This is a genomic window from Actinoalloteichus fjordicus (genome assembly GCF_001941625.1).
Classification (GTDB): domain Bacteria; phylum Actinomycetota; class Actinomycetes; order Mycobacteriales; family Pseudonocardiaceae; genus Actinoalloteichus_A; species Actinoalloteichus_A fjordicus.
On the sequence record NZ_CP016076.1, the window covers coordinates 6,597,017 to 6,622,407 of the forward strand.

At 69.6% G+C, this 25,391-nt stretch carries 20 protein-coding genes; 6 read left to right on the plus strand and 14 right to left on the minus strand.

Annotated elements, in window-relative coordinates; all coding sequences use genetic code 11:
* The first annotated feature begins 158 nt into the window (after positions 1–158).
* Positions 159–635, plus strand: coding sequence for a hypothetical protein (locus UA74_RS28185; RefSeq protein WP_075742894.1), 477 nt, complete (start codon positions 159–161; stop codon positions 633–635).
* 494 nt (positions 636–1,129) lie between these two features.
* Complete coding sequence (locus tag UA74_RS28190) at positions 1,130–1,666, plus strand: hypothetical protein (protein WP_157434484.1); 537 nt, start codon at positions 1,130–1,132, stop codon at positions 1,664–1,666.
* Positions 1,667–1,900: 234 nt separating this feature from the next.
* Here the strand turns inward: UA74_RS28190 and UA74_RS28195 are convergent, their stop codons facing one another.
* The 11 genes from UA74_RS28195 to eccCa form a co-directional block, all read right to left on the minus strand.
* Positions 1,901–2,419, minus strand: a complete 519-nt coding sequence (locus tag UA74_RS28195) for a hypothetical protein (RefSeq protein ID WP_075742896.1) — start codon at positions 2,417–2,419, stop codon at positions 1,901–1,903.
* Between the two features lie 20 nt (positions 2,420–2,439).
* The gene (locus UA74_RS28200) at positions 2,440–5,232 is read right to left on the minus strand and encodes a WXG100 family type VII secretion target (RefSeq protein WP_157434485.1); all 2,793 of its coding nucleotides are present in this window, start codon (positions 5,230–5,232) and stop codon (positions 2,440–2,442) included.
* A 30-nt stretch (positions 5,233–5,262) separates the two neighbouring features.
* Positions 5,263–5,574, minus strand: a complete 312-nt coding sequence (locus UA74_RS28205; RefSeq protein WP_157434486.1) for a hypothetical protein — start codon at positions 5,572–5,574, stop codon at positions 5,263–5,265.
* A 217-nt stretch (positions 5,575–5,791) separates the two neighbouring features.
* Positions 5,792–7,126, minus strand: a complete 1,335-nt coding sequence (gene glmM / locus UA74_RS28210; protein WP_075742899.1) for a phosphoglucosamine mutase — start codon at positions 7,124–7,126, stop codon at positions 5,792–5,794.
* A gap of 128 nt (positions 7,127–7,254) precedes the next feature.
* The gene (gene rpsI / locus UA74_RS33880; RefSeq protein ID WP_157434487.1) at positions 7,255–7,902 is read right to left on the minus strand and encodes a 30S ribosomal protein S9; all 648 of its coding nucleotides are present in this window, start codon (positions 7,900–7,902) and stop codon (positions 7,255–7,257) included.
* The gene (gene rplM / locus UA74_RS28220) at positions 7,899–8,342 is read right to left on the minus strand and encodes a 50S ribosomal protein L13 (protein ID WP_075742900.1); all 444 of its coding nucleotides are present in this window, start codon (positions 8,340–8,342) and stop codon (positions 7,899–7,901) included. The genes rpsI and rplM overlap by 4 nt, the downstream gene beginning before the upstream one ends.
* Before the next feature lie 357 nt (positions 8,343–8,699).
* The gene (locus UA74_RS28225) at positions 8,700–8,990 is read right to left on the minus strand and encodes a WXG100 family type VII secretion target (RefSeq protein ID WP_075742901.1); all 291 of its coding nucleotides are present in this window, start codon (positions 8,988–8,990) and stop codon (positions 8,700–8,702) included.
* Positions 8,991–9,092: 102 nt separating this feature from the next.
* Positions 9,093–9,410 carry a WXG100 family type VII secretion target gene (locus tag UA74_RS28230; protein WP_075742902.1) on the minus strand — a complete coding sequence of 106 codons (318 nt, stop codon included), beginning with the start codon at positions 9,408–9,410 and terminating at the stop codon, positions 9,093–9,095.
* Positions 9,411–9,566: 156 nt separating this feature from the next.
* On the minus strand, positions 9,567–9,968 hold the full coding sequence (locus UA74_RS32540; protein ID WP_157434488.1) for a hypothetical protein: 402 nt from the start codon (positions 9,966–9,968) through the stop codon (positions 9,567–9,569).
* A 153-nt stretch (positions 9,969–10,121) separates the two neighbouring features.
* Positions 10,122–12,032 carry a type VII secretion-associated protein gene (locus UA74_RS28235; RefSeq protein ID WP_075742903.1) on the minus strand — a complete coding sequence of 637 codons (1,911 nt, stop codon included), beginning with the start codon at positions 12,030–12,032 and terminating at the stop codon, positions 10,122–10,124.
* 52 nt (positions 12,033–12,084) lie between these two features.
* Positions 12,085–16,074, minus strand: coding sequence for a type VII secretion protein EccCa (gene eccCa, locus UA74_RS28240; protein WP_075742904.1), 3,990 nt, complete (start codon positions 16,072–16,074; stop codon positions 12,085–12,087).
* Positions 16,075–16,411: 337 nt separating this feature from the next.
* Between eccCa and eccD the strand changes: the two genes are divergently transcribed.
* Complete coding sequence (gene eccD, locus UA74_RS28245) at positions 16,412–17,815, plus strand: type VII secretion integral membrane protein EccD (protein ID WP_075742905.1); 1,404 nt, start codon at positions 16,412–16,414, stop codon at positions 17,813–17,815.
* A gap of 30 nt (positions 17,816–17,845) precedes the next feature.
* Positions 17,846–19,252 (plus strand): type VII secretion-associated serine protease mycosin, encoded by a 1,407-nt coding sequence (gene mycP, locus UA74_RS28250; protein ID WP_198042867.1) that lies wholly within the window; start codon positions 17,846–17,848, stop codon positions 19,250–19,252.
* 87 nt (positions 19,253–19,339) lie between these two features.
* Here mycP and UA74_RS28255 read toward each other — a convergent pair whose 3' ends face one another.
* The 3 genes from UA74_RS28255 to eccB form a co-directional block, all read right to left on the minus strand.
* Positions 19,340–20,611, minus strand: coding sequence for a WXG100 family type VII secretion target (locus UA74_RS28255; protein WP_232237526.1), 1,272 nt, complete (start codon positions 20,609–20,611; stop codon positions 19,340–19,342).
* A 26-nt stretch (positions 20,612–20,637) separates the two neighbouring features.
* Positions 20,638–20,973, minus strand: coding sequence for a hypothetical protein (locus UA74_RS28260; RefSeq protein ID WP_157434489.1), 336 nt, complete (start codon positions 20,971–20,973; stop codon positions 20,638–20,640).
* Positions 20,974–21,130: 157 nt separating this feature from the next.
* Entirely contained in the window at positions 21,131–22,744 is a 1,614-nt protein-coding gene (eccB, locus tag UA74_RS28265) for a type VII secretion protein EccB (RefSeq protein ID WP_075765798.1), read from the minus strand.
* 349 nt (positions 22,745–23,093) lie between these two features.
* Between eccB and eccE the strand changes: the two genes are divergently transcribed.
* On the plus strand, positions 23,094–24,272 hold the full coding sequence (gene eccE / locus UA74_RS28270; RefSeq protein ID WP_075744332.1) for a type VII secretion protein EccE: 1,179 nt from the start codon (positions 23,094–23,096) through the stop codon (positions 24,270–24,272).
* On the plus strand, positions 24,269–24,997 hold the full coding sequence (locus UA74_RS28275; RefSeq protein ID WP_075742908.1) for a hypothetical protein: 729 nt from the start codon (positions 24,269–24,271) through the stop codon (positions 24,995–24,997). The genes eccE and UA74_RS28275 overlap by 4 nt, the downstream gene beginning before the upstream one ends.
* Positions 24,998–25,391 lie beyond the last annotated feature (394 nt).

Sequence of the window (25,391 nt, forward strand, 5' to 3'; positions counted from 1 at the left end):
ACGGCGGTGTCGCGGGGCCTCCCGGCGGCCCCGGAGGTCCCCGGTTCGGCGGTCCCCGACCGGGCGGCTTCGGGCCGCCGGGAGCGTTCGGGCCGCCGGGCGGCGGGATGCCGCGCCCGGCAGGCAGACCCGCGCCGTCGGGGCCACCGTCGATCGGCATGCTCGTCCTCGGCATCCTGCTCGTCTGTCTGGCGGCGATGCCGTTGGCGATACTCGGCATTCCCGCGATGCTGGAGTGGAATTCCTCGGGCTTCGGACTCTTCGCGCCTGCTCCGCTGAGCGGGATCGCCTGTCTGATCGTGATTCTCGGCGCGGCGCTCATCCACTACGGCCGCCGGATCAGCCAGGTGTTGATCATCGTTCTCGGCGGCGGCTTCTCCGGATTCGTCGCCTTCGTCGGTCTGGTCGGCGATCCCACGTCCATGCCGATCTGGCTGTCCGCAAGCGCGGCAGCGGGTGCCGTCGCGCTGATCGTTCTGCCCCTGGTGCCGCCGCTCTCCCGTGCGGCGCGCAAGACGGCAGGCAGGCCGCCGATGTCCGACCCGACCACCGGGCCGGTCGGATATCCGGGCGGGCCCGGCACCGGACCGGGGCCGATGCCCACCGGACCGCCGCAATCGATGCAGGGTCGATGAACCCGGCTGGTGAGATCAGATGACGAGACGGCAGCAAGGTCCATGACGACCGGCGGGCGGGGCGGGCGCTTCGCACCGCACCGCCGACGTCGCTCCGCGCGGCCGACCGAGACGGCACCCGGCGGCAGACAACTGCCGACCCGCCACCAGCCGGTGGGGGAGGACTCTTCCACGCCCGCGGGCGACAGCCTGAGGCACTCACGTCGACGAGCACAATTCGGGAGCAGGACATGTCACAGCCAGGACCACCCGTCGGGCCGTATCCGCCAGGCGACCACCGGCAGCAAGGACCAGGCTTCGGCGGACCGCCGAGCGGCCCGATGCCGCAGGCTCACACCCCCGGGCCGCCCCCGCAGTTCGGTCCACCTGCCTATGGGATGCCGGGCCCCGGCATGAACGGACCGGCAGGCGGGTTCCCACCCGGACCCCGCCCCCCGCGCCGAGGACCACGTCCGCCCTCGATCGGATCACTGATTCTCGGCATGGTGCTCGTCGTGATCGCTGTGACGCCTGCCCTCATCTTCACCAATTTCCTGATCTTCTTCCCAGTCAACTGGTTCATGAACTCGTACACCATGATGGCGGCGGCCTCGGTCATCCTCCCCCTCCTCGGTGTCGCGTTCATCAGTCTGATCCGGCGCGTCGCTCAGATACTCATCGTCCTCGGCGGCATCGGGATCGGGGTCTTGGTCGGCGTCGTCTTCGGCGGGACCAGCGAGCCGCCGGACACCGGTGACTGGGTGATGGCCGTCTGTCTGGGCCTGGGGGCGCTCGCCCTGTTCGTGTTGCCCTTCGTCCCGCCGCTGAGCTGGGCCGCCACCTACAAGTCGGCACCGTCGCACCTGGGATCGAATGGACCGGCGGGCCCCGGTGGACCGGCAGGCCCCGTCAGCCCCGGTGGACCGGGATGGCAGGGCGGCCCGGGACCGGGGCAGCCGCGGCCGGGCCCCGGTCATCTCGGCGGTCCCGGTCCTGGCATGCCGATGGCACCCCCACCGGGCCCGCAGGCCGGGCCGCCGCCGAGATTTTGAGCCGAGGAGAAGACAGACCGGTCTCTCGAGCCCGGCCCCGTGTCCCCTGGGCGGGTCTCGTCCTTCGGCCGGGCTGACGGCAGCGATCGGAACGGTCAGGCTTCGGCGGCTCGGTCGGCAGGACTCCCCGACCATGCGAAGAGGGGTGTGATCCGCGCACACCCCTCTTCGTCGAGCACGATCCGACACCGTCATCGAACGCCGAGAAAACCGACGAGCCTCCGGATCGGCCTGTTACTGGAGCCAGTTACCCGTCGAGTAATCGTCGTCATCGTCCTCTGCACGACGCCGCGCGGACGCACGGAACGACTCGGGCGCGGGACGGGCGACCGGCGGCGGCTGATGCGGCGGCTCAGCCCTCAACGGCGTGGGCTCGGAAAGAGGACCGGACTGCACGCCTTGATATCCGGCGCCTGCCGCCTCGGCCTCGATGACCCGTTCCATCTCGTCGATCTCCGCAGAGGCGTCGCGCATCTCGTCGGCGTCGTAGTCGACATTGAGGGTCTGTTCCGTGTGTTGCCTGCCGAACGGATCGGCCTGTCGCTTCTCCTTCTCCTTCGCCCACCGTTGCAAAGCACTGATCCGCTTGCCCCAGCGGTCGGTGGTCTTCTTGGTCGCCTCCGCAGCGTCCTTGTTCATCTGTGCGGATTTGTCGCGGTAGTACTCCCGGTTCTCCCGTAAGGAGCGCAGCCGGGAGTCGAACTCAGCGCGAAGTCGGGCAGCCCGTCCTTCCACCGATCCCCTCTCCCTCATTGCCAGTCCTGGCCCTCTGGTCAGTCATCGTCGCCGAGCAGTGCGCGAATCCGGTTGGTGGTCTTCGCGGCCTCGCCCGCGTCGAACAGCTCGCCCTGAACCCGCCACTGACTCGCGCCGCGTTCCTGGTTCTCGCCGCCGCCCTGGCCGCCGCCACCGCCGCCCATGCCGCCGCCCGCCATTCCGCCCATCATGCCGCCACCCGCTGCGCCTTGGCCGCCGCCCGACCCTGCCGCGGCTGCCTGGCCCGGCTGACCGGGCTGGCCGCTGTCTGGCAGCACACCGAAGCCCGCCTGGCCCGCAGGCGGCGCCTGCGGGGTGCTGGTGGAGGGTGCCATGCCGGGGACGTCGCTCGGCGGCCCCCACTGCGCGGCAGCGCCACCGCCCGGCGCGAAGCCCTGCGGCGCCCCCGACGGGCCGGGCATCCCCGGTCCCGAGGAGTGTGCGGCCGCCGCCGAGATGCCGGGCGGGCCGCCGTCCTGACCGCCACCGGGGCTCGGGCCGAAGCCCTCTGGCGGGGTGAAGCCGGGCGGGGTGAAGCCCTGCGGAGGTCCGAATCCGCCCGCGCCCGCAGGCATCGTCTGCGGCGGGCCGAAAGCGCCCTGACCGGCACCCGGCGCCTGCGGCACGTCATTGCCGAACCCGCCGGTTCCGCCGGGGCCGAACTGGGCCTGCTGATTCCCCCCACCGAAGCCCTGGGCGCCGATCGGCTGCGACTGCTCGCCGGTCGGACTCTGCCACGTTCCCTCGAAGCGAGGGCCCTCGCCACCGCCGGGGCGGAAGTCCGGGTTCACCGCGTGGGGCATGGTCTGGAAGCCCGACGGCTGATCCCGCAGGCCGTTGCCGACCCGGTCGGCCAGTGGATCGCCGCTGCCGAACTCGGTGAGGTAGCTGGTGGAGTTGCCCTCGGCGTCCTCCACCGTGATCAGGTGGCCTGGCTGACCTGCCGGAGCAGGCTGCACGCTGATGGTCGAGTCGCCGTCCTGGATGACTGCCCGGCCGTCCGCGTCCGGCTGAATCGGCTGCGGCCCGTCCTCGCCGGGCCGTTCCCAGCCTGCGAGACCATCCGGCCCGCCGGGGACCTGCACCGGAGCCGTCGGACCGCCCGGCATCGTGCTCGGCGCTCCGGGTCCGAACGACGCCTCGTCGGGCATCGTCTGGTACTGCCCGGGGACCGTGCCGGGACCGCCGGGGCCGAAGTCGATCTCGTAGCTCTGCTTCTCGCCGTCCGGGCCGACGATCTCCAGCTCCACCTGACCGTCGTCACCGGGCGGGTTGACGGTGATCTCGTCCTCGCCGTTCTCGATGGTGACCGGGCCGCCGGGCACGTCCGGCTGCACTCGGAAGGGGTCTTCCGGGGTGCCGGTACCGGGCCCGTCCGGGCTCTCAAGGCCGGGCGGGAGGTCGCCGATCTCCGGCATCGGACCGGGGTCCGGGATCTCCGGGGTCTCCGGCGGCGTGGGCAGGCCGCCGGGCGGCAGATCGGGCATCGGGGGCGCACCGCCGCCGCCCGCACCGGAACCGCCGCCGGAACCGCCGCCGCCCGCACCAGAGTCGGGCATGCCGCCGCCGGAACCGTTGCCGCCACTACCGTCGCCGCCACTACCGTCGCCGCCGCCTTGGCTGACCGCGTCGAAGATCTCAGGTCCGATGTCGGCCAAGGCGTCATTCAATTGGCCCCAAGCCTCGACAAGCAGCCCGTCCGTGGCGATGCATGCATCGTCGAACTGGGCCTTGTGGCCTTCCATTCGGGGGATCAGCCAGGCATTGAGCCAGCGATTCGCCTCATAGGCAGCCTCGTCCCTCACCGAGTCTGGGACGTTGTTCCCACAGCCTCCGGTGTCGTACTCGACGCCGAGCTGACTGGCAATCGAGGCCAGCTCCTCATCATTGGCCTCCTTGCGGGCGACCTTGATCAAGAGCGCAACCTGATTCGGCGAATACGAGCCACCAAGTTCCGTCGCATCCGGCTCGAAGACCCACATATAATCTGCTTTATAGTAACAGGCCTCTTCCGCCGCCAACGCGGATGACTCGAGAGTGGTGGCCAACTCCTTGAACTTCGCCATGAAAGTGTCGGAATTAGTCAGAAAGTTGTGGATCTGATTCTGCGCCTGGGCGGCTGCCCCCCCGGACCAGACCTGGGCAAGCGCGCTGCCGTGGCCGCGCAGATTCTCGCGAATCGTGTCCAGTGCATCATAGGCACTGTTCAGCCGGTCGACCTCGGCCTGGAGCCTGCCGAAGGCCACCTCGCGCTGTTCGTCATAGCTGCGGCAGATCGCATCGTAGTCGAGCGACGCCCCCGCCCAGTCGTTGTACTGCGGAATGAAGTTGTGGAAGAACTCCAGTCCGACCGCACCTGCGTTGAACATCGGCTCGGAAGTAGCGTCGCCCGACGGGTTGCCGCTGTCGTGCGCATTCGCCGCGCTATCGAGGTGGCCCCGATTCCCCGCCCGTCGTTCGAGGGATTCCTCGATTCCGCGAGCTTCCTCGATGGAATCCATGAGGTCCAGCTCTGCGATGCCCTCGTGCGAGTTATCGTAGTAATCGCCCAGCTTACGGTCTGGTTCAGTCTTGCTGTCCGCCTCACGACCGTGCCGATAGGTCTCGACCGCGTCGGCAGCATCATAGCGGTCGACGTAATCCTGAACATGATCAGGAAGATCGCCGTCGGAGCTCCCCCGGTAGGTACCGGCCCATTCCCCGATGATCTGCGTCTTCAAGTGGTCCGGTATACCCGGATCGTCTAGAATCCGCTGCACTTCCGCATCGGAAATGGACTCGTCGACTTCACTCCTACGATTGTCTGCCATGCTCGTCTCACTCCACCCTCATCAGCACGGTCAGCCCAGCTCCTGCATACGCGCGGCCTCATCGTCTTCAAGTGCCGAATAAGTCCGGTAAGACTGCGTGATGTTCTCCGCGAGCGCACGCGCCTGACGAGCGTATTCTTGAACTGCTTTCACCAGATTGTCATCTACACCGGCAGCATAGCTCTCACCATAAGAATGGTAGTTCTCCCCACCGAAGTCACTCGGGCCGAGCACGCTCTGCGCCAGCGCGGTCGCCTGCTCATCGATCGCCTCGGCCTCTCCCTCGATCTGCCCACCGATAGCCGACATCTCATCCAGGGTCGTCTGGTAATTGTCGCTCACGGGCCCCCCGTCCTCATTCATCACGTCGTCAAGTCAACGAGCGCGTCCACGACTCCGACGCGGCCGTCCGATCTCCGGTTCCCAGGATCGCAGGCGGACGGGCGCTGCGGGGGGACACCTTCCAACTACTTGCTAACGCGAAACTGACATCATCCCCGCCCTCATCCCCGCTGAAGAGGGCACGGGTCGAGGGCGGGCGTCAGTGGAGAACGACGTGTCACCCCACCGAGGAGACGACCTCGACGAGCCTGCGGGCCGTAGCCTCGGCGACGTCCTGGCTGGTCGCCTCGACCATGACCCGGACGATCTGCTCGGTGCCCGAGGGGCGGAGGAGCACGCGGCCGTTCTCCCCCAGCTCGGCCGACGCCTCCGCGACGGCTGCGGCCACCTCCGGTGCCTCGGCCACCGAGGCCTTGTTCGCGACGGTGACGTTGATCAGCACCTGCGGCAGCCTGCGCATCACCGAGGCCAGGTGGGACAGCGGCTTGCCGGTGGAGGCCATCCGGGCCATCAGCCGCAGTGCGGTCAACAGGCCGTCGCCGGTGGTGGCGTGCGAGGGCAGCACGACGTGGCCCGACTGCTCGCCGCCCAGCGAGAAGCCGTTCGCCCGCAGCTCCTCCAGCACGTATCGGTCACCCACGGCGGTGGTCCGCAGGGTGATCCCGTTCTCCCGCATGGCCAGATGCAGCCCCAGGTTGCTCATCACCGTGGCGACGAGGGTGTCCTCGACCAGCTCGCCCGTCTCCCGCAGGGCCAGCGCCAGCACGGCGAGGATCTGGTCGCCGTCGATCAGCTCGCCCGTCTCGTCGACGGCCAGGCAGCGGTCGGCGTCGCCGTCGTGGGCGATGCCCACGTCGGCCTGGTGCCTGCGCACCGCCTCGCGCAGGTGGTCCATGTGCGTGGAGCCGCAGTCGTCGTTGATGTTGCGGCCGTCCGGCTCGGCATGCAGGGCGATGACCTCCGCACCCGCCCGGCGGAACACGTCGGGGGCGACGAAGGACGCGGCGCCGTGCGAGCAGTCCACGACGACCCGCAGGCCGTCGAGCCGCTGCGGGGTGGCGACCAGCAGGTGGTCCGCGTAGCGGCTGTCCGCGTCGGCGACCGGCCGCACCCGGCCGATCGAGGCACCCGTCGGACGGCGCACCGCCTTCCCCAGCCGCGCCGTGATCTCGTCCTCGAGCGCGTCGGGGAGCTTGTGGCCGCCTTCGGCGAAGAGCTTGATGCCGTTGTCCGGCATCGGGTTGTGGGACGCGGAGATCATCACGCCGAAGTCGGCACTCAGCTCGCCGACGAGGTAGGCGACCGCAGGCGTGGGCAGGACCCCGACCAGCAGCACATCGGTGCCCGCGGCGCTGAGGCCTGCGGTGACCGCCGCCTCCAGCATCTCCCCGCTCGCTCTGGGATCACGGCCGACCACCGCGACCGGGCGACGGCTCTCCGAATGCTCGGACAGCACCTCGGCAGCCGCCGAGGCCAGGGACAGTGCGAGTTCCGGGGACAGATCCGCGTTGGCGAGTCCACGCACTCCGTCGGTGCCGAAGAGCCGGGCCATGGTCGAAGAAACCTCCTCATCGCGCCGCGCTGAAGGCGCCGCAGGGAACACAGACGACAACGGGAGCAGCCCTCGCCCTTCGGCGATGACTGCTCCCGCTCACTGCCTGCCCAGAAGCAGGACCCGAATCAGCGCTTGCTGTACTGAGGCGCCTTACGGGCCTTCTTCAGGCCGTACTTCTTACGCTCCTTGGCCCGCGAGTCGCGGGTGAGGAAACCGGCCTTCTTGAGAGCCGGACGGTCGTCGGCGTCGACCTCGATCAGCGCCCTGGCGATGGCGAGCCGCAGCGCGCCTGCCTGGCCGGAGGTGCCGCCGCCGTGCAGGTTGCCGAAGACGTCGAAGGCGTCGACCTTCTCCAGCGTCACCAGCGGCTCCTTGATGAGCTGCTGGTGAACCTTGTTCGGGAAGTACTCCTCGAGCGCCTTGCCGTTGAGCTTGAACTCGCCGGAGCCGGGCACCAGGCGAACCCGGACCACGGCCTCCTTGCGACGGCCCACCGTCTGCACCGGGCCGCTGACGAAGGCCACGGGGGCCTCTTCGTCCTCGAAGAGGTGCTCCTCGTCCGACTCGAACGCCTCGTCGACCGGGGCCTCGCCGTCCTCGGCGACCTCGACGTCGTCAGTGCCCTCGTGGGCCTCGCCCTCGAGGGCCTCGCCCTCCGGAGCCTCGACGGCCTCGGCCTCAACGGCCTCCGGCGTCTCGACGGTCTCGCCCTGGGGGGTCTCGACGGCGTCGTTCACCGTGTTCTCTTCCGAACCATGTTCTGGGGCGGTCACTTCTCCACCTTGCCGATCTCGAACGCCTGCGGCGCCTGCGCCGCGTGGGGGTGCTGGGAGCCTGCGTAGACCTTCAGCTTGCTGGCCATCGCCCGGCCGAGCCGGGTCTTCGGGAGCATGCCCTTGATGGTCTTCTCCAGCAGGCGGTCCGGCTGCTTCTCCAGCGCCTCGCCGAACGTCCTCTTCCGCAGACCGCCGGGGTAGCCGCTGTGGCGGTAGACGAACTTGTTGTCCCGCTTGTTGCCGGTGAGGGCCACCTTCTCGGCGTTGACGATCACGACGAAGTCACCGGTATCGACGTGCGGGGCAAAGCTGGGCTTGTGCTTGCCACGCAGCAGAATCGCTGCCTGGGTGGCGAGCCTGCCGAGCACCACGTCCTCGGCGTCGATCACATGCCAGGCGCGCTTCACCTCGCCAGGCTTCGGGCTGTACGTGCGCACGGATCTACCTCGTCGTCGTTCGCATCGGAATGGATGGGCTCCAGGATGTTACTGCGGCCCCCTCAGTTGGATGCCTCCGCACCGAGGAACGCGCCGGATCAGCTCTCACCGCGCACCGCACAACAAAGAGGGAAGATACCCGCTGCTGCTTCGTCGGGTCAAAACGACCCCTCGAAAAGGGGTCGGAACGGCTCTGCCACGACCACGGCCACGCGTTGGGCGAGCCGCGCGGGGCAGGAAGCCCCGACCGTTCCGATCAGCCCGCCGCCGCACCTCGGCGGCGACGCGCCGACGGCCCCGAGGACCCCCTCATCGGGGACCCGTCAGGGCCGTCGGCGCAGTTCACACCGGGGTGACTCAGGAGAAGCGCGCCGCGTTCGCAGCCTCACCGGCCTGGTAGTTCTCGGCGGCCGCGGCGAGCGCGCTACCGATGGCCGCGATGGCCTCACGAAGCTGCTGAGCGCTCGTGTCCCAGCGGGCCTGGACGTCCTGCCAGTTCGCCTGCGCCTGGCCTTCCCAGCTGGAGACGATCGGCGCGAGGCGGGTCTTCAGGTTGTTCTGGATCTCCTCGGTCTGGTTCCCCGCGTTGGTCACCTCTTCCGAGGCGTTGACGATGGTGGAGAAACTAACCTTGATTGCGCCGCCCATGGTCGTGGGCTCCTTTCAGTGCCGAACTTCGAGATCTGCCGAGTGCAGCCATGCGGAGACCGCATGGGATGTCGCGGAGGGTGACGCGGGCGAACCCGACTGTCACAGGCCTTCGAGGCGGCCGCCGAGGCTGCTGATGTTGCTGGACTCTTCCTCTTCCATCCGGGCGTACTCCTCGGCCGAACCCGCCAGGTTCATGCCGATCTCCTCAAGCACCATGTTGATGCTCTTGCCCGCCTGGTCGGCGGCCTCCATCAGCCGCTCGAACTGCTGGGCGGCAGCACCCTGCCAGAGACCGGCGACGCCGCCCGCCGTGGACTGGAGGCTGGCCAGAACGGCAGTGATCTCCTCGTTCGCGGTGGCCACGTCGCTGGCCGCGGTGACCATCTCGTCGGTGGTAGTGCCGAAAGCGTCAGCCATCTGAGGGCTCCCCATTCATGCTCAAGTCGATGTGTTCCGTGGTGCGACGCAAAGACTGCCAGGTTCGGTTCCGCTTTGTCCGACACTTCGGCGAAGTCGTTGCGCCAGTGAACGCCAATCGTTGCGGCAGTAAACGATCAGCGGGGAAAACGCTGGTCAGCCGAGTATTCGCTGTTGCGAAAAATCGTCGTCATCGTCCTCGCCGTAGGTCTCAAGCCCGGCGGGAGAATGTGCTTTCCGAAACGGCGTCGGTGTTGCGCGGCTCACTTCCTCGGCTTTCTGTGCTTCTGCCAACAATTCTTCGCCGGAGGGAAGTGCCGGAACGGACAGTCCGGCGTCCTGGCGAAACGCCGCCGCAGATGCCCGCAGTTCGTCGGACGTGACGTCGTCTCGGGTCGGCTTCGCCGAGCGTCGGTCCACCTTCTCGGCGAGTTCACGACTGTCGGCGCGGAAGCGGTCACCTTGTTCCCTGGCCCGTACCGCCGCCTGCCTGCCCCGGCTCACCGCACCGGACACCACGCCGCGCAGTCTTGCCACTGCCTCCTGGGCTCCGCTCATCGCTTCAGTCAGCTCCTCGTTCTCCCGCCGCAGACAGTTCACGCCGCACGTGCGACCCGTCCCACGATCTGCGCTCCGGCGATCCGCTGCGGCCTGTCGTCCCGGCCCGTCGAGCACGGCCCGCAGTCTCGTGCCCTGCTTCGTCCGGCCGCCTCACCTGGTGACCGCCAGGCTCGCGACCACCTGTTCACAGGCCTGCGCAACTGCTGTCGCGCCCGCCTCGGTGTGCTGGCAGCCCACGTTCACCTGCACCTCGCCGTCGAAGTACACGTACCAGTCGACCTCGGCCGTGGACAACTGCTGTCGATAGTGGATGACCTCGCGGCCCGCGAACTCCGCGGTCTCGTCCAGACCGGACACCTCGGCGCTGGCCGCATCGTAGTTGCGACGCACCTCGCCCACTGCCCGTTCCCGATCGGCGTCGCTGTCGTAGTCCAACAGCCACTCCTCCACCACGATGAGATCGGTGTCCGGTGTTGAGTCGACGGGGCGGATCTGCACCGAACGGCGCTGCGCGTCCCCGCCGCTCTGTTCCCAGCCCGCCGGGGCGAGGAAGCGGTAGTCGTACTGGGCGATCTCCACGCCCTCCCCGACCGCGTCCCCGTCGACTGTGTCGCCGCCGACCTCACCGCCCGTGAGCGCAGTGCCGGGATCGCCCTTCCGGTCTCCGCTGAGGAACGCGAGCACGGCGACGATCCCGGCCAGCAGAACGACTCCCAGTGTGACCGGCAGTGCCCAACGGCGCAGGGACGTCGCGTCGCCCGGCCCGGCCGAGGCCGCAGGCCGGTTCCGATGATCGGCGGGCGGCGTAGGGCCTACGGACCCCGGTGTCGGCGACAGCCCAGGCGTCGGTAGTGGCTGTGGCACGCCCGGCACGCCCGACACGGACGGCGCCGGTAGTCCCGGCGGCGTCGGAGGGCCGGTCCTGACCACAGGCCCGCCGATGCGCGGTGGGGGGCCCTGCCTTGGTGCGGGCAGCCCGCTGGTGCGTTCCGGGTCGAGTGCGGCGGCCCGCAGCGCGCCCCGCGCCACCACGGTCTCCGGCTGGTCCAGCGTGGTGGGGACGATGCCGATCCGCTCGTGTACCAGCCGCGCGACCAGGGGAATCCGGCTGGAGCCGCCGACGAGGAAGACCCCTGCGAGGTCGCGTGTCCGGAGCCCGGCGTCCTGCGTCGTCGCGGTCACCAGATCGACCGCCCTGGTCACCGCGGGCTGGATCAGTCGTTCCAGGTCGACCCTGGTCACGTGCGCATCCGGGAAGGGGTGCGGCATCGGCACGTCGGTGAAGGTGTGCCGGGATAACGTCTCCTTCGCCCCGCGCACGTCTTGATGCAGCACCCGGCGACGGCGGCGGTCGGCGAGTTCGCGGCCCGCCACGAGCAGCTGCCAGGCGGCCGGGTCGTGCGAGCCGACCTCGATGCCGAGGTGCTCCAGCAGCGCCTGATCGATGTCGGCGCCGCCGTAGTCGGGAATCCCCTTGTTCGCCAGCACCTCGAAGCCCGCGCCCCGGCTGCGCACCACGCTGGCGTCGACCGTCCCGCCGCCGAGATCCAGCACCGCGAGCGGACCGGCCCCCACCGTCGAACCCGCCCTGGTGCCCGCGTGGAACACGGCGGCGGCGGCGGGTTCCTCGATCAGGATGAACTCCCGACCGAGACCGTGCGCGGCCTGTCGCAGGACCCTGGTGCGCATCGCGCCCCAGTCGGCGGGATGGGTCAACACCAACAGGTCGACCGGTGCGCCGTCGGCAAGCCTGCGCGCCTCGGCGACCGCCCTGGTCAACACCTCATGAACCACGTCGAGCACCGCGAGGACGGTGCTGCCCAGCAGCAGCTCCCCCTCGTCGATCCGCCGCTTCGGATGCGGCTCGTAGCGAGACGGGTCGATCCCCGCCTGCCGTTCGGCCTCGCGTCCGACGAACAGCGTCCCGTCCACGGCGGCGAACACCGCGGACGGGACGAGCGGCTGCCCGTCGACCACCACCACCTGCGGTTCCCGGCCGTCGACCGAGAGGACCACGCAGGTACTGGAGGTGCCGAAGTCGACCGCGACGTGCAGGCTCACAAACGTCTCCGCTCGGTCGTCCCCGGGCACCTGGCGAATTCCAGGGCCGACTCTAGTACTCCGGCTCCACCCAACCGATCTGGATGAGCTGCTGGCCGGTCCGTCTGCTGACGATGGTGCCTCGGCCGGGCGGCAGCGCCGTCGGCTTGACGTTGCCGAGGATGTTGGACTCCTCCTTCGGCCCGCTCATGATGATGCCGGGGCTCGTGACCTCCTTCATCTTGCCGATGATCGGCTCGAAGCCCGCCCTGGTGCCGCCCGCGATGTTGCGGGCCAGGATCAGGTGGAGGCCGACGTCCTTGGCCTGCGCCACATACGGCGCGAGCGGGGCCAGCGGGTTGGCCCCCTGCGGAGAGACCAGCTCGTAGTCGTCGACGATGATGAACAGCTCCGGGCCCTTCCACCAGGACCGGTTCCGCAACTCCTCCTGGGTCACGTTCGGACCGGGCAGCCGCTTGTCCAGCGACTTCTTGATGTCCGCGACATAGCCCTTCACCTGCTGCGCCGAGGCGGCGTACTCGAGCAGGTGATCCGTCTGGAGGTAGCCGAGCAGCGTCCGCCGGTAGTCCACCAGCAGGATCAGCGCCTCCTTGGAGGTGTAGTTGTTGACGATGCCGCTGATGATCGTCCGCAGCAGGTTCGTCTTGCCCGCCTCGCGTTCGGCGAAGGCCACGAAGTGCGGGTCGGACTCGAAATCGAGGAAGACGGGCGCCAACTCGTTCTCGTCGACGCCGATCGGCACCAGCTTCTTTCCGGCGGGCTGCTGGAACGCCGGGATCTCCTCGTACCGCAGGAGCTGCGGCAGCAGTCGGACCTTCGGGGCGTGCGGGCCCTTCCAGGCCGCCGTGATCTTGGCGACCGCGTCGCCGACGCCGTTGCCGATGTCGCCCGCGTCGCTGACGGCGTCGACCCTCGGCAGTCCGGTCAGGAAGTGCAGCTTGTCCGGCGAGAGGCCTCGGCCGGGGATGCCCTGGGGAACGTTGACCGCGGCGCGCCGGTCCACCTCGGACTCGGTGGTGTCACCGAGCCGCAGCTCCAGCCTGGTGAGCAGCAGGTCCTTCAACGCGGGGCGCACCTCGGCCCAGCGGTTCGCGGCGACGATGATGTGCACGCCGTAGGACAGGCCCTGCGCCGCCAGCGTCTGGACCTGCTTCTCCAGGGCGTCGAACTCGGTCTTGAAGTTCAGCCAGCCGTCGATGATGAAGAAGACGTCGCCGAACGGGTCGTCGGCGGCCTCACCCTGGCGCTTCCTGGCCCGATAGTCCGCCATCGAGTCGACGTTGAGCTGAGCGAACCTCGCCTCTCGGGCGGCGATGATCCCACTGACCTCGGCGAAGGTCCGGCGCACCGTGTCCGGGTCGCGCCTGCTCGCCACGCCGCCGACGTGCGGCAGCCCCGCGAGGCTGCCGAGCGTGCCGCCACCGAAGTCCAGGCAGTAGAACTGAACCTCCTGCGGCGTGTGGGTCAACGCCATCGACATGATCAGCGTCCGCAGCAGCATCGACTTGCCCGCCTGCGGGCCGCCGACCACCGCCGCGTGGCCCTTACCCCCGGAGAGGTCCGCCCAGAGCAGGTCACGCCGCTGGTCGAAGGGCTTGTCGACGAGGCCGAGCGGGACGGTGAGCCTGCCGTTGCCGTAGAACCCGACCGGGCTGAGCCCCCGGTCCTCAGTCTGCGACAGCGGCGGAAGGAGCTGGTCGAGCGACGGCGGCTCGGTCAGCGGCGGCAGCCACACCTCGTGGGCGGGCGGTCCCTGGCCGACGAGCCTGCCGACGAGCACGTCGAGGCTGCTCGGCTCATCCGCCTTCTCCTCCTTCTTCTCCTCCTTGACCTCTTCGACCTGTTGCACCGGTTCCTGGGGAATCTCGATGTAGTCGGGGACGAACAACTTCGGACGACGGTCCGCCGTCACCGGTGCAGAGGACGGGCCGACCTGGATGCCCGCAGGCCGGTACGGGCCTGAGACGTAGGAGGCCTTGAACCGCACCATGCTCGTCGTGTCGAACTTCAGGTAGCCAGAGCCGGGGATCGACGGCAGTTCGTAGGCGTCGGGCACGCCGATCGCGGCCCGCGACTCGGAGGCCGAGAACGTCTTCAGACCGATTCGGTAGGACAGGAAGGTGTCCAGACCACGCAGCTTGCCCTCTTCCAACCGCTGCGATGCCAACAGCATGTGCACCTGGAGCGATCGGCCGACTCGACCGATCTGAAGGAACAGATCGATGAAGTCCGGCTTGGCGACGAGCATCTCGGAGAACTCGTCGATGCAGATGAACAGCGCGGGAAGCGGATCGAGATCGGCGCCGTTCTCCCGTGCCTTCTGATAATCCCAGACGTTCTTGAAATTGCCCTTGTGCAGGACTTCCTGCCTGCGGGCCATCTCGCCCGCGATGGCGTCCTTCATCCGGTCGACCATGGTCAGGTCGCCCGCGAGGTTCGTGATCGTCGCTGCGACGTGCGGCGCCACGTCCAGTCCCGAGAACGTCGCACCACCCTTGAAGTCGACCAGGATCATGTTCAGCGAGGTCGAGGAGTGCGTGGCGAGCAGCCCCAGCACCAGCGTCCGCAGGAACTCGGACTTACCGGAACCGGTCGCGCCGACGCACAGGCCGTGCGGGCCCATGCCGCCTGCGGCGGCCTCCTTGATGTCGAGTTCCACGAGCTGCCCGTGCTCGCCGACGCCGAAGGCGACCTTGTAACGGTCGCGCACCGGCCGGGGGCGCCAGGCCTCCTGGACGTCGAAGGTCATCGGGTCGCCGGGGATGCCCGCCATCTCGAGCACGCCGGGGTTGGACAGCAGGGGCTCGTCCTCCTCCTCCTGCTGCGCGGCGGCGCTGATCCGATACGGGGCCAGCCGCCTGGCCAACGCCTCCGCCTCGGCGAGGCTGATGCCGTCCGGAGCGCCGAACCATTCGACGCCGCCCGCGCCCTTCGCGCCGAGGCGATCGGCCTCGACCACCATGCGCAGGCCTCGGCGGGAGGTCAGGTTGCCCAGCGAGTCGGACAGGTCGAGCAGCGTGACGCCGACCAGGCCCTCCTCCATGAGGATGTGCTCCTCGCGGCTCACATCGCCGTCGTCGATGACGATGACGATGTGCGGCTGATCGGGCTGCACGGGCGCGTTGCGGCTGAACCGCTGCCGATCCCGGATCTGGTCGGCGAGCCAGGCTTCGATCTGGCCGAGGGAGCCCGCCATCATCCGGAGCTGGCCGATGCCGTCGGTGAGCGTGGGGTGCTGCGCGTGCGGCAGCCACTTGACCCACTCCCACTCCTGCTTGGTCTTGCCCGCCGCGACGACGGCGATCAACACGTCCTCGGGGCTGTGGAACGTCGCGAGCTGCGCGAGCAGCGCCCTGGCCAACGGTCGGGTGTGCTCACGCTCGCCGTTGAGCCCGATCGCGGCGAATCCGCGCAGCGAGATCGCGATCGGCATGTCGGGCAGGATCGAGTGTCCCCGTACGAATCGACGCAGGGCCAGCGTGGTCAGCGGCTCCAGCTCGTCGACCGGGCCGGTCTGCGGCGGGACGAGGCGGGTGGACAGCCGTTGCGGGCCGCGACCGGATCGGAGTTGGCAGAAGTCGGGGTCGTTCGTCCGACGCTCCCACAGTCTGCGGCTGCTCGCGGCGATGGACCATAGCGCCTGCGGGTCGGGGTGACTCCATTCGCGGGCCGCCCGCTGTTCGTCGGCGGCCTCCCGCGCGCGATCCCGCATCTGTCCGAGGTACCGCAGGTAGTCCTTGCGGTCCTCGTTCATCTCGGCCTTCTTCTGGGCCTGTCCGTTTCCGCGACCGCCCGCCATCATCCCGATGGTCGAGATGAGGAACATGCCGCCCATCATCATCATCATGGGGCTGCGTCGCACCATGAACATGAAGGCCATCATGCCGATGGAGGCCACGATCATGATCACGGGCAACAACTTCTGAATGATGTTGCCGGGAATGGTCCTCGGCACCTCGGGCGGCGGTTCGAGGTGCACCTCTCCGCCGGGGAGCCTGGGGGCTGCCAGTCGCGGCGACCGCTTGAACCTCAGCGTGCTCACCGAAGACGCACCTCTCGAACTCGATGTGGTGGTTGTCGCTCGACGACATCCGATGGGTCTCGACGAACGATCGGGCAACGTGCTGGACGACGAGCCGCATACATTCTGATCGTTGTCTTCGAACTCCCGGACGCGAGCCTGCCGGTGCCGCCATACTAGGGTCGCTCGGCGACGGGCCGGGACGGTTTCGAACAACCAGACCTTAATGCCCGCCTCTCGGCGGGGAGCGAGCGACGACAGTCTTCCGGCGATCCACTCGGTGGCCGAGGACCGGCCTCGATCATCGCGCCGCCGCGCCGCAGGAGACTTGGACCGACGACAAGACCAGGAGACTCAAGTGGCGACCGGTACGACGGTGTTCAGCCGGGTCACGGTGGTTGCGCCGAAGACACGCATCGATGTCGCACTGCCCGCCGACGTGGCAGTGGCCGACATCCTCCCGATGGTGCTGGAGATGGCCAAAGAGGTCACCCCGGACGGCGGCGCGCGGCACGGCGGCTGGTGCCTGAGCAAGATGGGCGAGGGGCCGCTGACGCCCAATCGCACCCTCGCGTCCCTCGGTGTCGTCGACGGGGAGATCCTCCAGCTCCGGCGTCGCATCGACAATCCGCCGCCGCCCCTCTACGACGACGTCGTCGACGCGATCTCGGACTCCGACCCGAACAGCTTCCGGCCCTGGACCAAGGAGACGGCCCATCGGCTCGGGCACCTGGCAGGCGTGCTCGGCCTGCTCGCCGCCGCCGTGGCGGTCTTCCTCGCCGGGCCCACCAACAACCTCGCCGCCGCCATCACCGGCGGTGTCGCGGCGATCGTCGCCATCAGCCTCGGCACGGTGATCGCCCGCGTCTACCGCGCGGTGACCACCGGTCTGCTGATCGCGGCGGCGGGCGGCCTGCCGATGGCCTTCGTCTCCGGCTTCTACATCGTGCCGGGGGCTCAGCCCCGCCCCGCCTTCCTGCTGGCCTTCACACTGATCCTGGTCGCATCCGCAGCCTGCATCATGCTGCTGGGCACCGGGATCACGGTGTTCGTGGCATCGGCGACGGCCGGTCTCTTCGGCACCATCGCCTTCTTCATCGCCACCTTCGTCGCCCACCCCGGCCCCGGCATCGCCGCAGGTGCCGCCGCAGTCGGCGTCGCGACGATCTCGCTGCTGCCCCGGCTCACGATCCAACTGGCCAAGCTGCCGCTGCCGCAGGTGCCAGGCAACGCGGAGGACCTCAAGGACGACGGCGGGTTCCCGGACTACGCCGTCATCGAACGCCGTTCCGGCCTCGCCCACGAGTACATGACCGGCATGATCATCGGCTGTGGCGCCACGGCGGCCGTCGGCTCGGTGATCGCCGCGGCCTCCGAGACCATCTGGGGGCCGATCTTCGGCGTCGTGGTGGCGATCGTGCTGCTCATGCGGTCGCGGACCTACGCCAACGGCGTCCAGGCCATCGCCCTGCTGATGTGCGGGATCGCGACCTTCGCGGGTCTGATGATCGGCTGGCTGATGATCAGCGCGGGCGACACGCTGACGCTGCTGCTGTGGACGATGAGCAGCCTGTTGGCGTTGGCGGTGGCGGGCTTCGTCTTCGGCGTCGTCTTCCCCGAGCAGAAGTTCTCCCCGGTGCTGCGTCGCTCGGTCGACATCTTCGAGGCGGTGATGATCGCGGCGGTCATCCCGTTGGCGCTGGCGGTGATGGACCTCTACAGCACGTTCCGCCACCTGATCCAGATCGATCTGGGCTTCTAGTCGATGGGGCTCGCGATGACCTCCACCCGCATGACACGACGTGTCCTGGTCGCCCTCTCCGCCGGGCTGCTGGCGCTGGGGCTGCCCTTGGCCGGGGCGCCCGCCCTGGCCCAGCAGGCGGACGTCGAGGACACCGTCACCGACGCCGCGCAGTACCCGCCTGCCGATCCGGCCATGGTGCCGGGCAATCCCAGTTCGGGCAGCGGCGATCACTCGCAGTTCACGCATGAGGTGGAGTGCATCAGCCCGAACGGGAGCCTGCCCACCGATCTCCAGCAGACGCCGTGGGGACAGATGTTCCTGCGGATCGACGAGGCGCAGCGGTATGCCACCGGCGTGGGCCAGCGGGTCGCGGTGATCGACACCGGCGTCAGCGTGCACCCCAGGCTCGCGGGCCGGGTCGAGGGCATCGGCGACTACATCGCGGACGCGAACGGCCTGACCGACTGCGACGGCCACGGCACGATCGTCGCCGGAATCATCGCGGCCGCCGAGGACCCGGTGACCGGTTTCACGGGGGTCGCCCCCGATGCGGAGATCCTCTCGATCCGCAACGTCTCCCATTTCTACGGTCCGGTCGACCGGCTGGAGGAGCAGGCGATCCAGGCCGGGAACCTCGAGACGATGTCTCGGGCGATCGTGCTGGCCGCCGACCGAGGCGCGACCGTGATCAACCTCTCCGAGACGGCCTGCGTCGTCGCGACCTACCCGGACGACTTCTACACGGCGCAGCTGCGGGCGGCGATCAACTATGCGATCGAGCGCGACATCGTGGTCATCGCCGCAGCGGGGAACCACAACCAGGACGATCCGGCCTGCGCCAACTCCAACACCCCGAACTCCCTGCAGAATCACACCTTCCCCGGCGTGTTCCCCGAGGTGCTGACGGTCGGGTCGATCGGTGGGGACGGGGCGCTCTCCGAGTTCTCCGTCCAGGGCGACTGGGTGGACATCGTGGCGCCCGGCGAGGACATCATCTCGCTGGACCCGGCGGCAGGCGCCACGTCGCTGGCGAACCAGGTTGCCAGCCCGCAGGGCGACCTCGGTCCGATCGAGGGCACCAGCTTCTCGGCTCCCTACGTCGCCGGGGTCGCCGCGCTGGTCCGAGAGCGCTACCCCGACCTCAGCGCCGAGCAGGTGGTGAACCGACTCGTCCGTACGGCCCAGCACCCCGGCGGGCTGGAGGGTCGCAGCTTCGGCGTCGGCTACGGCGTCCTCGATCCGGTGGCGGCCCTGACCGAGGTCCTTCCCGAGGAGCACGGCATCGAGCCTGCCGCGCCGGAACAGGCGAGGAACGAGCTGCCACCGATGCCGCCGTTCGACTGGACGCCCACCATCGTCGCGGTCTCCGGTGCGGGCGGCGGCCTCGTCCTGCTGGGGATCACGCTCTTCATCGTCCGCGCCGTCCGCCACACCCGACAGGGCAGCGAGGCCTGAGGAGCCCGAGTGGAAACGGTCGGCCGCCGAAAAGGGCGGCCGACCGTTTCTGTCCGCGAGTGTGTCGACGTCAGCGCAGTCCCGACGTCAGCGGAGGTCGTCGTCGGCACCGATGACCGGCGCGACGGTGGCCTCCGGCTCGCCGAACAGCTCGGTGGCATCGGAGATCACTCGGGACGACTTCTTGCGTTCCTTGTCCTCGTTCTGCTGAGCGCCGCCGCCGCCCATTCCGCCGCCGCCCATCATCCCGCCCATCATTCCGCCGCCCGCGCCGCCGCCCCCGGCAGCGCTCGGGACCACGGACGACGGGGCGCCCCCGGAGACCGCCGCGACGCCGGTCGAGGCGCCGGTGCCCGTCGGAGCCGCAGGCGCGCTCGGCCCGCCGCCCGCGCCGCCGAGGCCGCCCCCGACACCACCGCCTGCTCCGCCGCCGACACCACCGCCACCTGCACCGCCACCTGCACCGCCGCCCGCACCGCCACCGCCACCGCCTGCACCCGCAGGCGCCGTCTCCGGAGCGGGACCGCCGCCGCCGACGGTCGGCATCTCGAAGCTCCAGTCCTCGCCGGGATAGGTGTGCGCCATCTCGATGTCGGCGAAGGCGCTCTCGCCTTCGAAGCCCTCACAGGCACTCACCAGCGCCTGAAGGACCTCACGGACCAGCTCGAACATCTCCAGCACCGGGCCCTGCATCTCCTGCAGGTAGTTCCGCGCGCGCTGCTCGCCCTCCAGCGGGAGCACCATCGCCTCGGATACCGACTCGGCGCCGTGCGCAAGCACCTCCACCATGTCCATCACCAGTTGGCGGATGCCGTCGGCGGTGGCGTCCAGCGCCTCGCCGAGCGCCACCATCGTCTCCGAGAGCGACGTGGTCGCGCGGCCGAACTGGTCGATGTGGCCCCGGAAGGACTCCGCGTCGGCACCGGTCCAGCCCTCGTCCATCCCGCCGAGCGGGCTCGCGACGTCGATGGCGACGTCGTCGACGAGTTCGGCCGTCCTGCGCCACCGTTCGGCCTGCTCGTGCATGTCGTTCCAGCGGCCGACGACCGGACCGAAATACTCCTGAACGGGGTCGGGCACGCCCAGCTCCCGGCTGATCCAGGAGAGGTACTCGAGGTGGCTGCTCGCACCGCCCGCGATCTGCTCGCCGTCCGGCCCGCCGATCCCGCCGATAGCGGGCGGGCCGGTCGGCGCGATCTCGGCAGGCGCGGGGGCGGCGAGCCTGCCCTGGTGGGCGATCGGGCTCGCGCCGAGGGCACCGAGGGAGTCACCTCGTTCGGGAGCGGCGACGCGGTCGGCCGTCGCTCGGCTCCACCGGCCGTCGGCGGCGCTGTCCTGGCTGAACTGGTCGGGTCGCACGGCGACCGACCTCCTTTCGAGAGTGATCAGGCCGGTTCGGTGCGGGTGAACTCACTTGCGGCGTCCTCGTCCTGCGTCTGATGCAGGGTGACCACGTTGCGCAGGCCGACGGCTGCGGCGGCCAGCACCTCGCAGCCGCGTCGAGCCTGCTCGTAGAGGTGGTCGGCCACCCGCGCGTACGCGACGTCGGTGCCGACCTCCGCGCCCAGCTCGCCGAAGCTCTCCGCGCTGATCCGTGCCTCGTTGAGACTCTCGTCGGCGGTCGTGAAGTCGTCAGAGGCGTTGTTGACGCTCTTCGCGTAGTTGTTCAGCCAGTCGATGTCGATGCTGATGTCGGACACGGCTCGCCCCCAGAAAGTCATGATCGTGATTCGCGGTCGCTGCCCGCCTGAGACGGAATGTGACGCCGAACGGTTCCCCACCTGCGGCGGAAAGCCTCGCACACGACGGCGGGCACCGATCCTCTCGTCAAGGATCGATGCCCGCCGCAGTCCACTCGTCTCAGGTCGCACGCACGAGCTAGAAGCCGAACAGATCCTCTTCCGACTCGGTCTCCTCCGCCTGACCGGCCTCGGGGCCGAGGATCATCCGGTCACCGCCGCTGCCGTCGAACGGCACCGCGTCGTAGACCCGGCTGACGTCCTCCTGGTCGAGTCGGGGGCCGCTGGGCAGCAGGCCGAGGATCGACTCGGGCCCGGCGTCCACTGTGGAGCCCTCGGCGGCCAGGTCGAGCCCGACCACGTGCGCCATGTCCGGAATGCCATAGATCACGCCTCGATCGGAGACGAAGTGCAGCGGCCCGCGCTCGAAGCCCTCCTCGCCGGTGGCGGCACGCACCACGGCGGCGTTGCCGGGCGGCATGAAGAAGTAGTCCACGTCCGGGCTGCTGGACAACGAGACGGCGCGCATCTCGACGTCACTGTCCTCATCGGACTTCGGCAGCACGACCTCGTCGCCCAGGGTGACACCGATGCGCTGGCCGTCCGAGCCGTCCCAGGTGAAGCAGGACATCTCCGACTCGCTGAACGAGACCGGCGTCGGCAGCTGCTCGGGAAGGTCCGCGACGTCGATCGGGTTCTCGGACTCCTCCATCTGAGTGAGCTGATCGGACTGGATGCCCGGCGTCGCGACGGTGAGGTCCTGATCGGCCCGGATCAGGTCCGCGACACCCTCGGGGATCCGCTGGTAGCCGTCCGCCAACAGGACGTAGTAGCCCCGCGCGCCCGCAGCGGTCTCGGAGAACGCCACCGTCCCGACCTGAGCGTCCGACTGGTCGCTGAGCTGGACCGGGTTCGGCAGCGGGCTGCCCGCGCCCGGGATCTGCGGGGCGCGGAAGGCGCCTACCTCGGGGATCGCGTTCAGCAGACCGAGGCTGACGGCGCGCGGCGTCGGGTTGGAGTTCAGCACCGCCGCGGCCGCGACCGGGTCGTTCTCCACGTCGATGGGTGCCCGGACCACGCCCCGGGAGCCGCCGTCGTCGCCGGACGGACGATAGACCAGGTAGTGCCGGTCGTTCTCCGCCGAGTGGACCAGCAGCGCCTGCTCGTCCGTCATCGGCGTGCCGGGCATGTCCTCGACGCCCGCCAGGACCGTGGTCTCCGGCCTGGCCACCGCCTCCGCGTCCGGGTGGCTGGCGTCCAACTCGGCGACGTCGCACAGTCCCCAACTCGGCACGATGCGCCGGTCCGAGCCCGGCATGTAGTCCGGGGCCCCGATCAGTCCGGTGAGCTGCCCGCGCGGAATGTCGGCGAGGACGTCGTCGCCGATGACCTCCATCTCACTCTTGGAGTCGGCACCGAGCTGCATCTGCAGCAGCCGGGCAGAGGCCATGTTCGTCATCGGGATGAGCTGCATCCCGTCGTTGTCCACCGCGACGTAGACCCCGCCGGACGGTTCGGACACGACCACCGCGCCCGCGGCAGGCGGCTGCGCGCGCGGGGAGATGATCCCGAAGATGAGGAATCCGAGCAGGCCGACCACGGCCAGCGCGACCCCGGCTCCGACCGAACGCATGTGCGTGCGCATCGGATCGTGCAACATCACCGCGTCCTTGCGCACCAGCGCCGACTGCATTCGTCGCAAAACGAAGCGATAAGCCTGGACCTGGGACTTGGTGGTAGGTGTTGACGGCATTTCGAACCTACAGCTCTCTAGTCCACGGTACGGTTCGGAAGAATAGCGGGCGCGGGCGCGGCCTGAGCCTGGATTGCGCAGAAGCCGTGCCCGGAGCCGCTGTCACACTGTGAGCCCGTCATGCTTCACCGCTGTCGGGCGATCACGCTCGCACCGCCCCACACCACCCACGCCGTCACGCGTCAGCGAGGGGAAGACCGAACACATGTCCGTGACCACACCACCGCATCCGGCAGCAGCGCGTCCTGCTCCGCCAGGACCAGGACAAGGGCCCGCGCCCGGGAACGCGGCCCGGCCGATCGGCAAGGCTCGCAAACGGACCGTGGGCGCCAGCCTCGGCGCGCTGCCGGTGGCCAACCTGGTGGTGCTCGAAGTCGGCCTCGCCGTGGGTCTGCTCGTGATGGCGATCAACATCGACCTCTGGCCGGTCTCGGCCGGGGTGCTGGTGCTGGCGCTGGCGATCGCGTTCACCCGGTGGCGTGGCCGATGGGTGGTGCAGTGGAGTGGACTGACGCTGCGTTATCTCGCTCGTCCGCACTCCCGGGTCGTGACGCCGCCCGCACCGACCGACGGCGAGGTGCCCGCGCCGGAGGAGAAGACCGTCACGGGCCCGGAGGACGCCAGGGTCGCGCTGCTGCGGCTGGTGATCCCCGATCTGGTCGTGGCGCACGCCAAGGATCACGAACGCAGGCCGCTCGGCCTCGCCTGGCATGACGGCGCCTGGACCGCGGTGCTGATGGTCGAGCCCGCCCCGGCACTGGTGACGCACGTCGGCGCGGCGCCGAACCTGCCGTTCGGCGCGCTGGCGCCGTGCCTGGAGGACCGGGGTGTGATCCTCGACTCGATCCAGGTGATCTGGCACTGCTACCCCGGCAGCGCGTCGCTGCCCGCCACCTCCCCTGCGCTGAACTCCTACCTGGAGGTACTCGGACCGCTGCCCGCGGCCGCCCGTCGCAGCACGCTCGTCGCGGTGCGGCTGGACCCCCGGCGGTGCCAGAGCGCGGTGTCCGAGCGCGGCGGCGGCGTGGTCGGTGCGCATCGGGCACTCATCGGCGCCTTGTCTCGAGTGCGCAATGCGATGGAGGGCCAGGGGGTGCCCACTCGTCCGTTAGACGTCGACGAACTTCTTCGTGCAGGCATCTCCACCGCCAATCTTCAGTCGGTGGCGGGGGCCCAGGTCAAGGTCGGCCTTCGGGAGCGGTGGGCGGGTGTCACCGCAGGCGGCGTGGGCCACGCAAGCTACGCCGTGACGTCGTGGCCGAGCCGAGCGGCACACAGCCTCAACGCACTGACCGGGGTCCGGGCGCTGTCCTCGACCGTCACGATGTCCATCTCGCCGACGGAGGACGAGGGCCAGGTCAGCCTGCGCGGGCTGGTGCGGGTCAGCGCCCGCACGCCGAGCGAGCTGGCTGCGGCGCACACCAGGCTGAATCAGCTCAGCGGGAAGCTGGGCGTGACGCTGACGCCGCTGCGGGGCCTCCAGGTCCCCGGCTTCGCCGCCACGCTGCCGTTGGGAGGCACGGTATGAGCAGCAGTCGCATCGCCTACAGCCAGCGCGGTGACGCGGGTGTCGCACCGGAGTTCCTGGTGTCCCCCGCGATGTTGGACTCGGTCAGCCCCTCCGGCGACCGGGGCGGGATGGTGCTGGGCTCCGGCATGAAGGGCGAGCCGCTGACCATCTCGGTGCTGCGCTCGGCACCGACCAGGGTCGTCATGGTGGGCGGTCTGTATCTCGCCCGCCAGGTCGCCCTGCGGGCGATGGCCACCGGTGCCTCCGTGGTGATCGCCACGGGCAGACCCGCCGCCTGGCAGATGCTGGTGCGGGCGGCCGGGCAGCTTCCCGACGGTCGCCCGGTGCCGCTGGTGCAGATCCGCAGGCTCAGCCCCGTCGAACTGCCTCGGCCGACCGAGGACTCCCCGCTGCTCGTGGTGCACGACGAGGGACACCTGCCGCACGACCTCTTCCCGCCTCGGTCTCCCTGGCAGACGACCCTGTACGTGCTGCCCTATCTGCACCCCAACGCGACCGCCACCGCCAACGCCGCCGATCTGGTGCTGCTGCAGCGGATGCCGGTCGGTCAGGCGCAGCTCGCGGCTCGGGTGTGGCGGCTCCCGCCGCCGATGATGCAGCAGCTCACGACGTTGAAGGACGACGGCGTCGTGGCGCTGGGCCACAATCTCTGGCGTCCGCTGCGCCTGATCACGACGAAGAAGGAACAGGAGATCCTCGGCCCGGTACGGCGCGGGGACTAGTCAGGCCGCGTGCGCGCCCTCGGGTGCCGATCGGGCATTCGGGCCCGCGCGGGCGGCTTCGCGCTCCGGGCGTGAGGCGGGCGGCGCCACGCGAACCGGGCAGCCCCGTTTCCTCGTCTGACGCTCGGCGGGAACTCCTCCTGCCCGGCGCGGGCTCGGGACGGTGCCCGATTCCGACTGCGGCCGATTCCGACTGCGGCCGATTCGACCAGAGCCGGTCCCGCCTACGGCGAACCTCAGTCGGACCTCGCCCGCGCACTCGGCCGGGCGTGCATCCTTGGTCCGGGGCGGTTCAGGCAGGTTTCCGGATTGCGGCACCCCTCGACGGCGGCACGGCCGTGACCGGACATCAGCATGTATCCGGTCCCGGCAGGCGTGGCGCAGCCGCGCACGG

What these genes read in the sequence shown, in the direction of transcription:
- UA74_RS32540 (WP_157434488.1), bottom strand. Translation starts at nt 9,968, where the DNA reads ATGAGCGGAGCCCAGGAGGCAGTGGCAAGACTGCGCGGCGTGGTGTCC.
- UA74_RS28275 (WP_075742908.1), top strand. Translation starts at nt 24,269, where the DNA reads ATGAGCAGCAGTCGCATCGCCTACAGCCAGCGCGGTGACGCGGGTGTC.
- mycP (WP_198042867.1), top strand. Translation starts at nt 17,846, where the DNA reads ATGACACGACGTGTCCTGGTCGCCCTCTCCGCCGGGCTGCTGGCGCTG.
- UA74_RS28260 (WP_157434489.1), bottom strand. Translation starts at nt 20,973, where the DNA reads ATGACTTTCTGGGGGCGAGCCGTGTCCGACATCAGCATCGACATCGAC.
- eccB (WP_075765798.1), bottom strand. Translation starts at nt 22,744, where the DNA reads ATGCCGTCAACACCTACCACCAAGTCCCAGGTCCAGGCTTATCGCTTC.
- UA74_RS28195 (WP_075742896.1), bottom strand. Translation starts at nt 2,419, where the DNA reads ATGAGGGAGAGGGGATCGGTGGAAGGACGGGCTGCCCGACTTCGCGCT.
- UA74_RS28185 (WP_075742894.1), top strand. Translation starts at nt 159, where the DNA reads ATGCTCGTCCTCGGCATCCTGCTCGTCTGTCTGGCGGCGATGCCGTTG.
- UA74_RS28225 (WP_075742901.1), bottom strand. Translation starts at nt 8,990, where the DNA reads ATGGGCGGCGCAATCAAGGTTAGTTTCTCCACCATCGTCAACGCCTCG.
- UA74_RS28230 (WP_075742902.1), bottom strand. Translation starts at nt 9,410, where the DNA reads ATGGCTGACGCTTTCGGCACTACCACCGACGAGATGGTCACCGCGGCC.
- UA74_RS28200 (WP_157434485.1), bottom strand. Translation starts at nt 5,232, where the DNA reads ATGGCAGACAATCGTAGGAGTGAAGTCGACGAGTCCATTTCCGATGCG.
- glmM (WP_075742899.1), bottom strand. Translation starts at nt 7,126, where the DNA reads ATGGCCCGGCTCTTCGGCACCGACGGAGTGCGTGGACTCGCCAACGCG.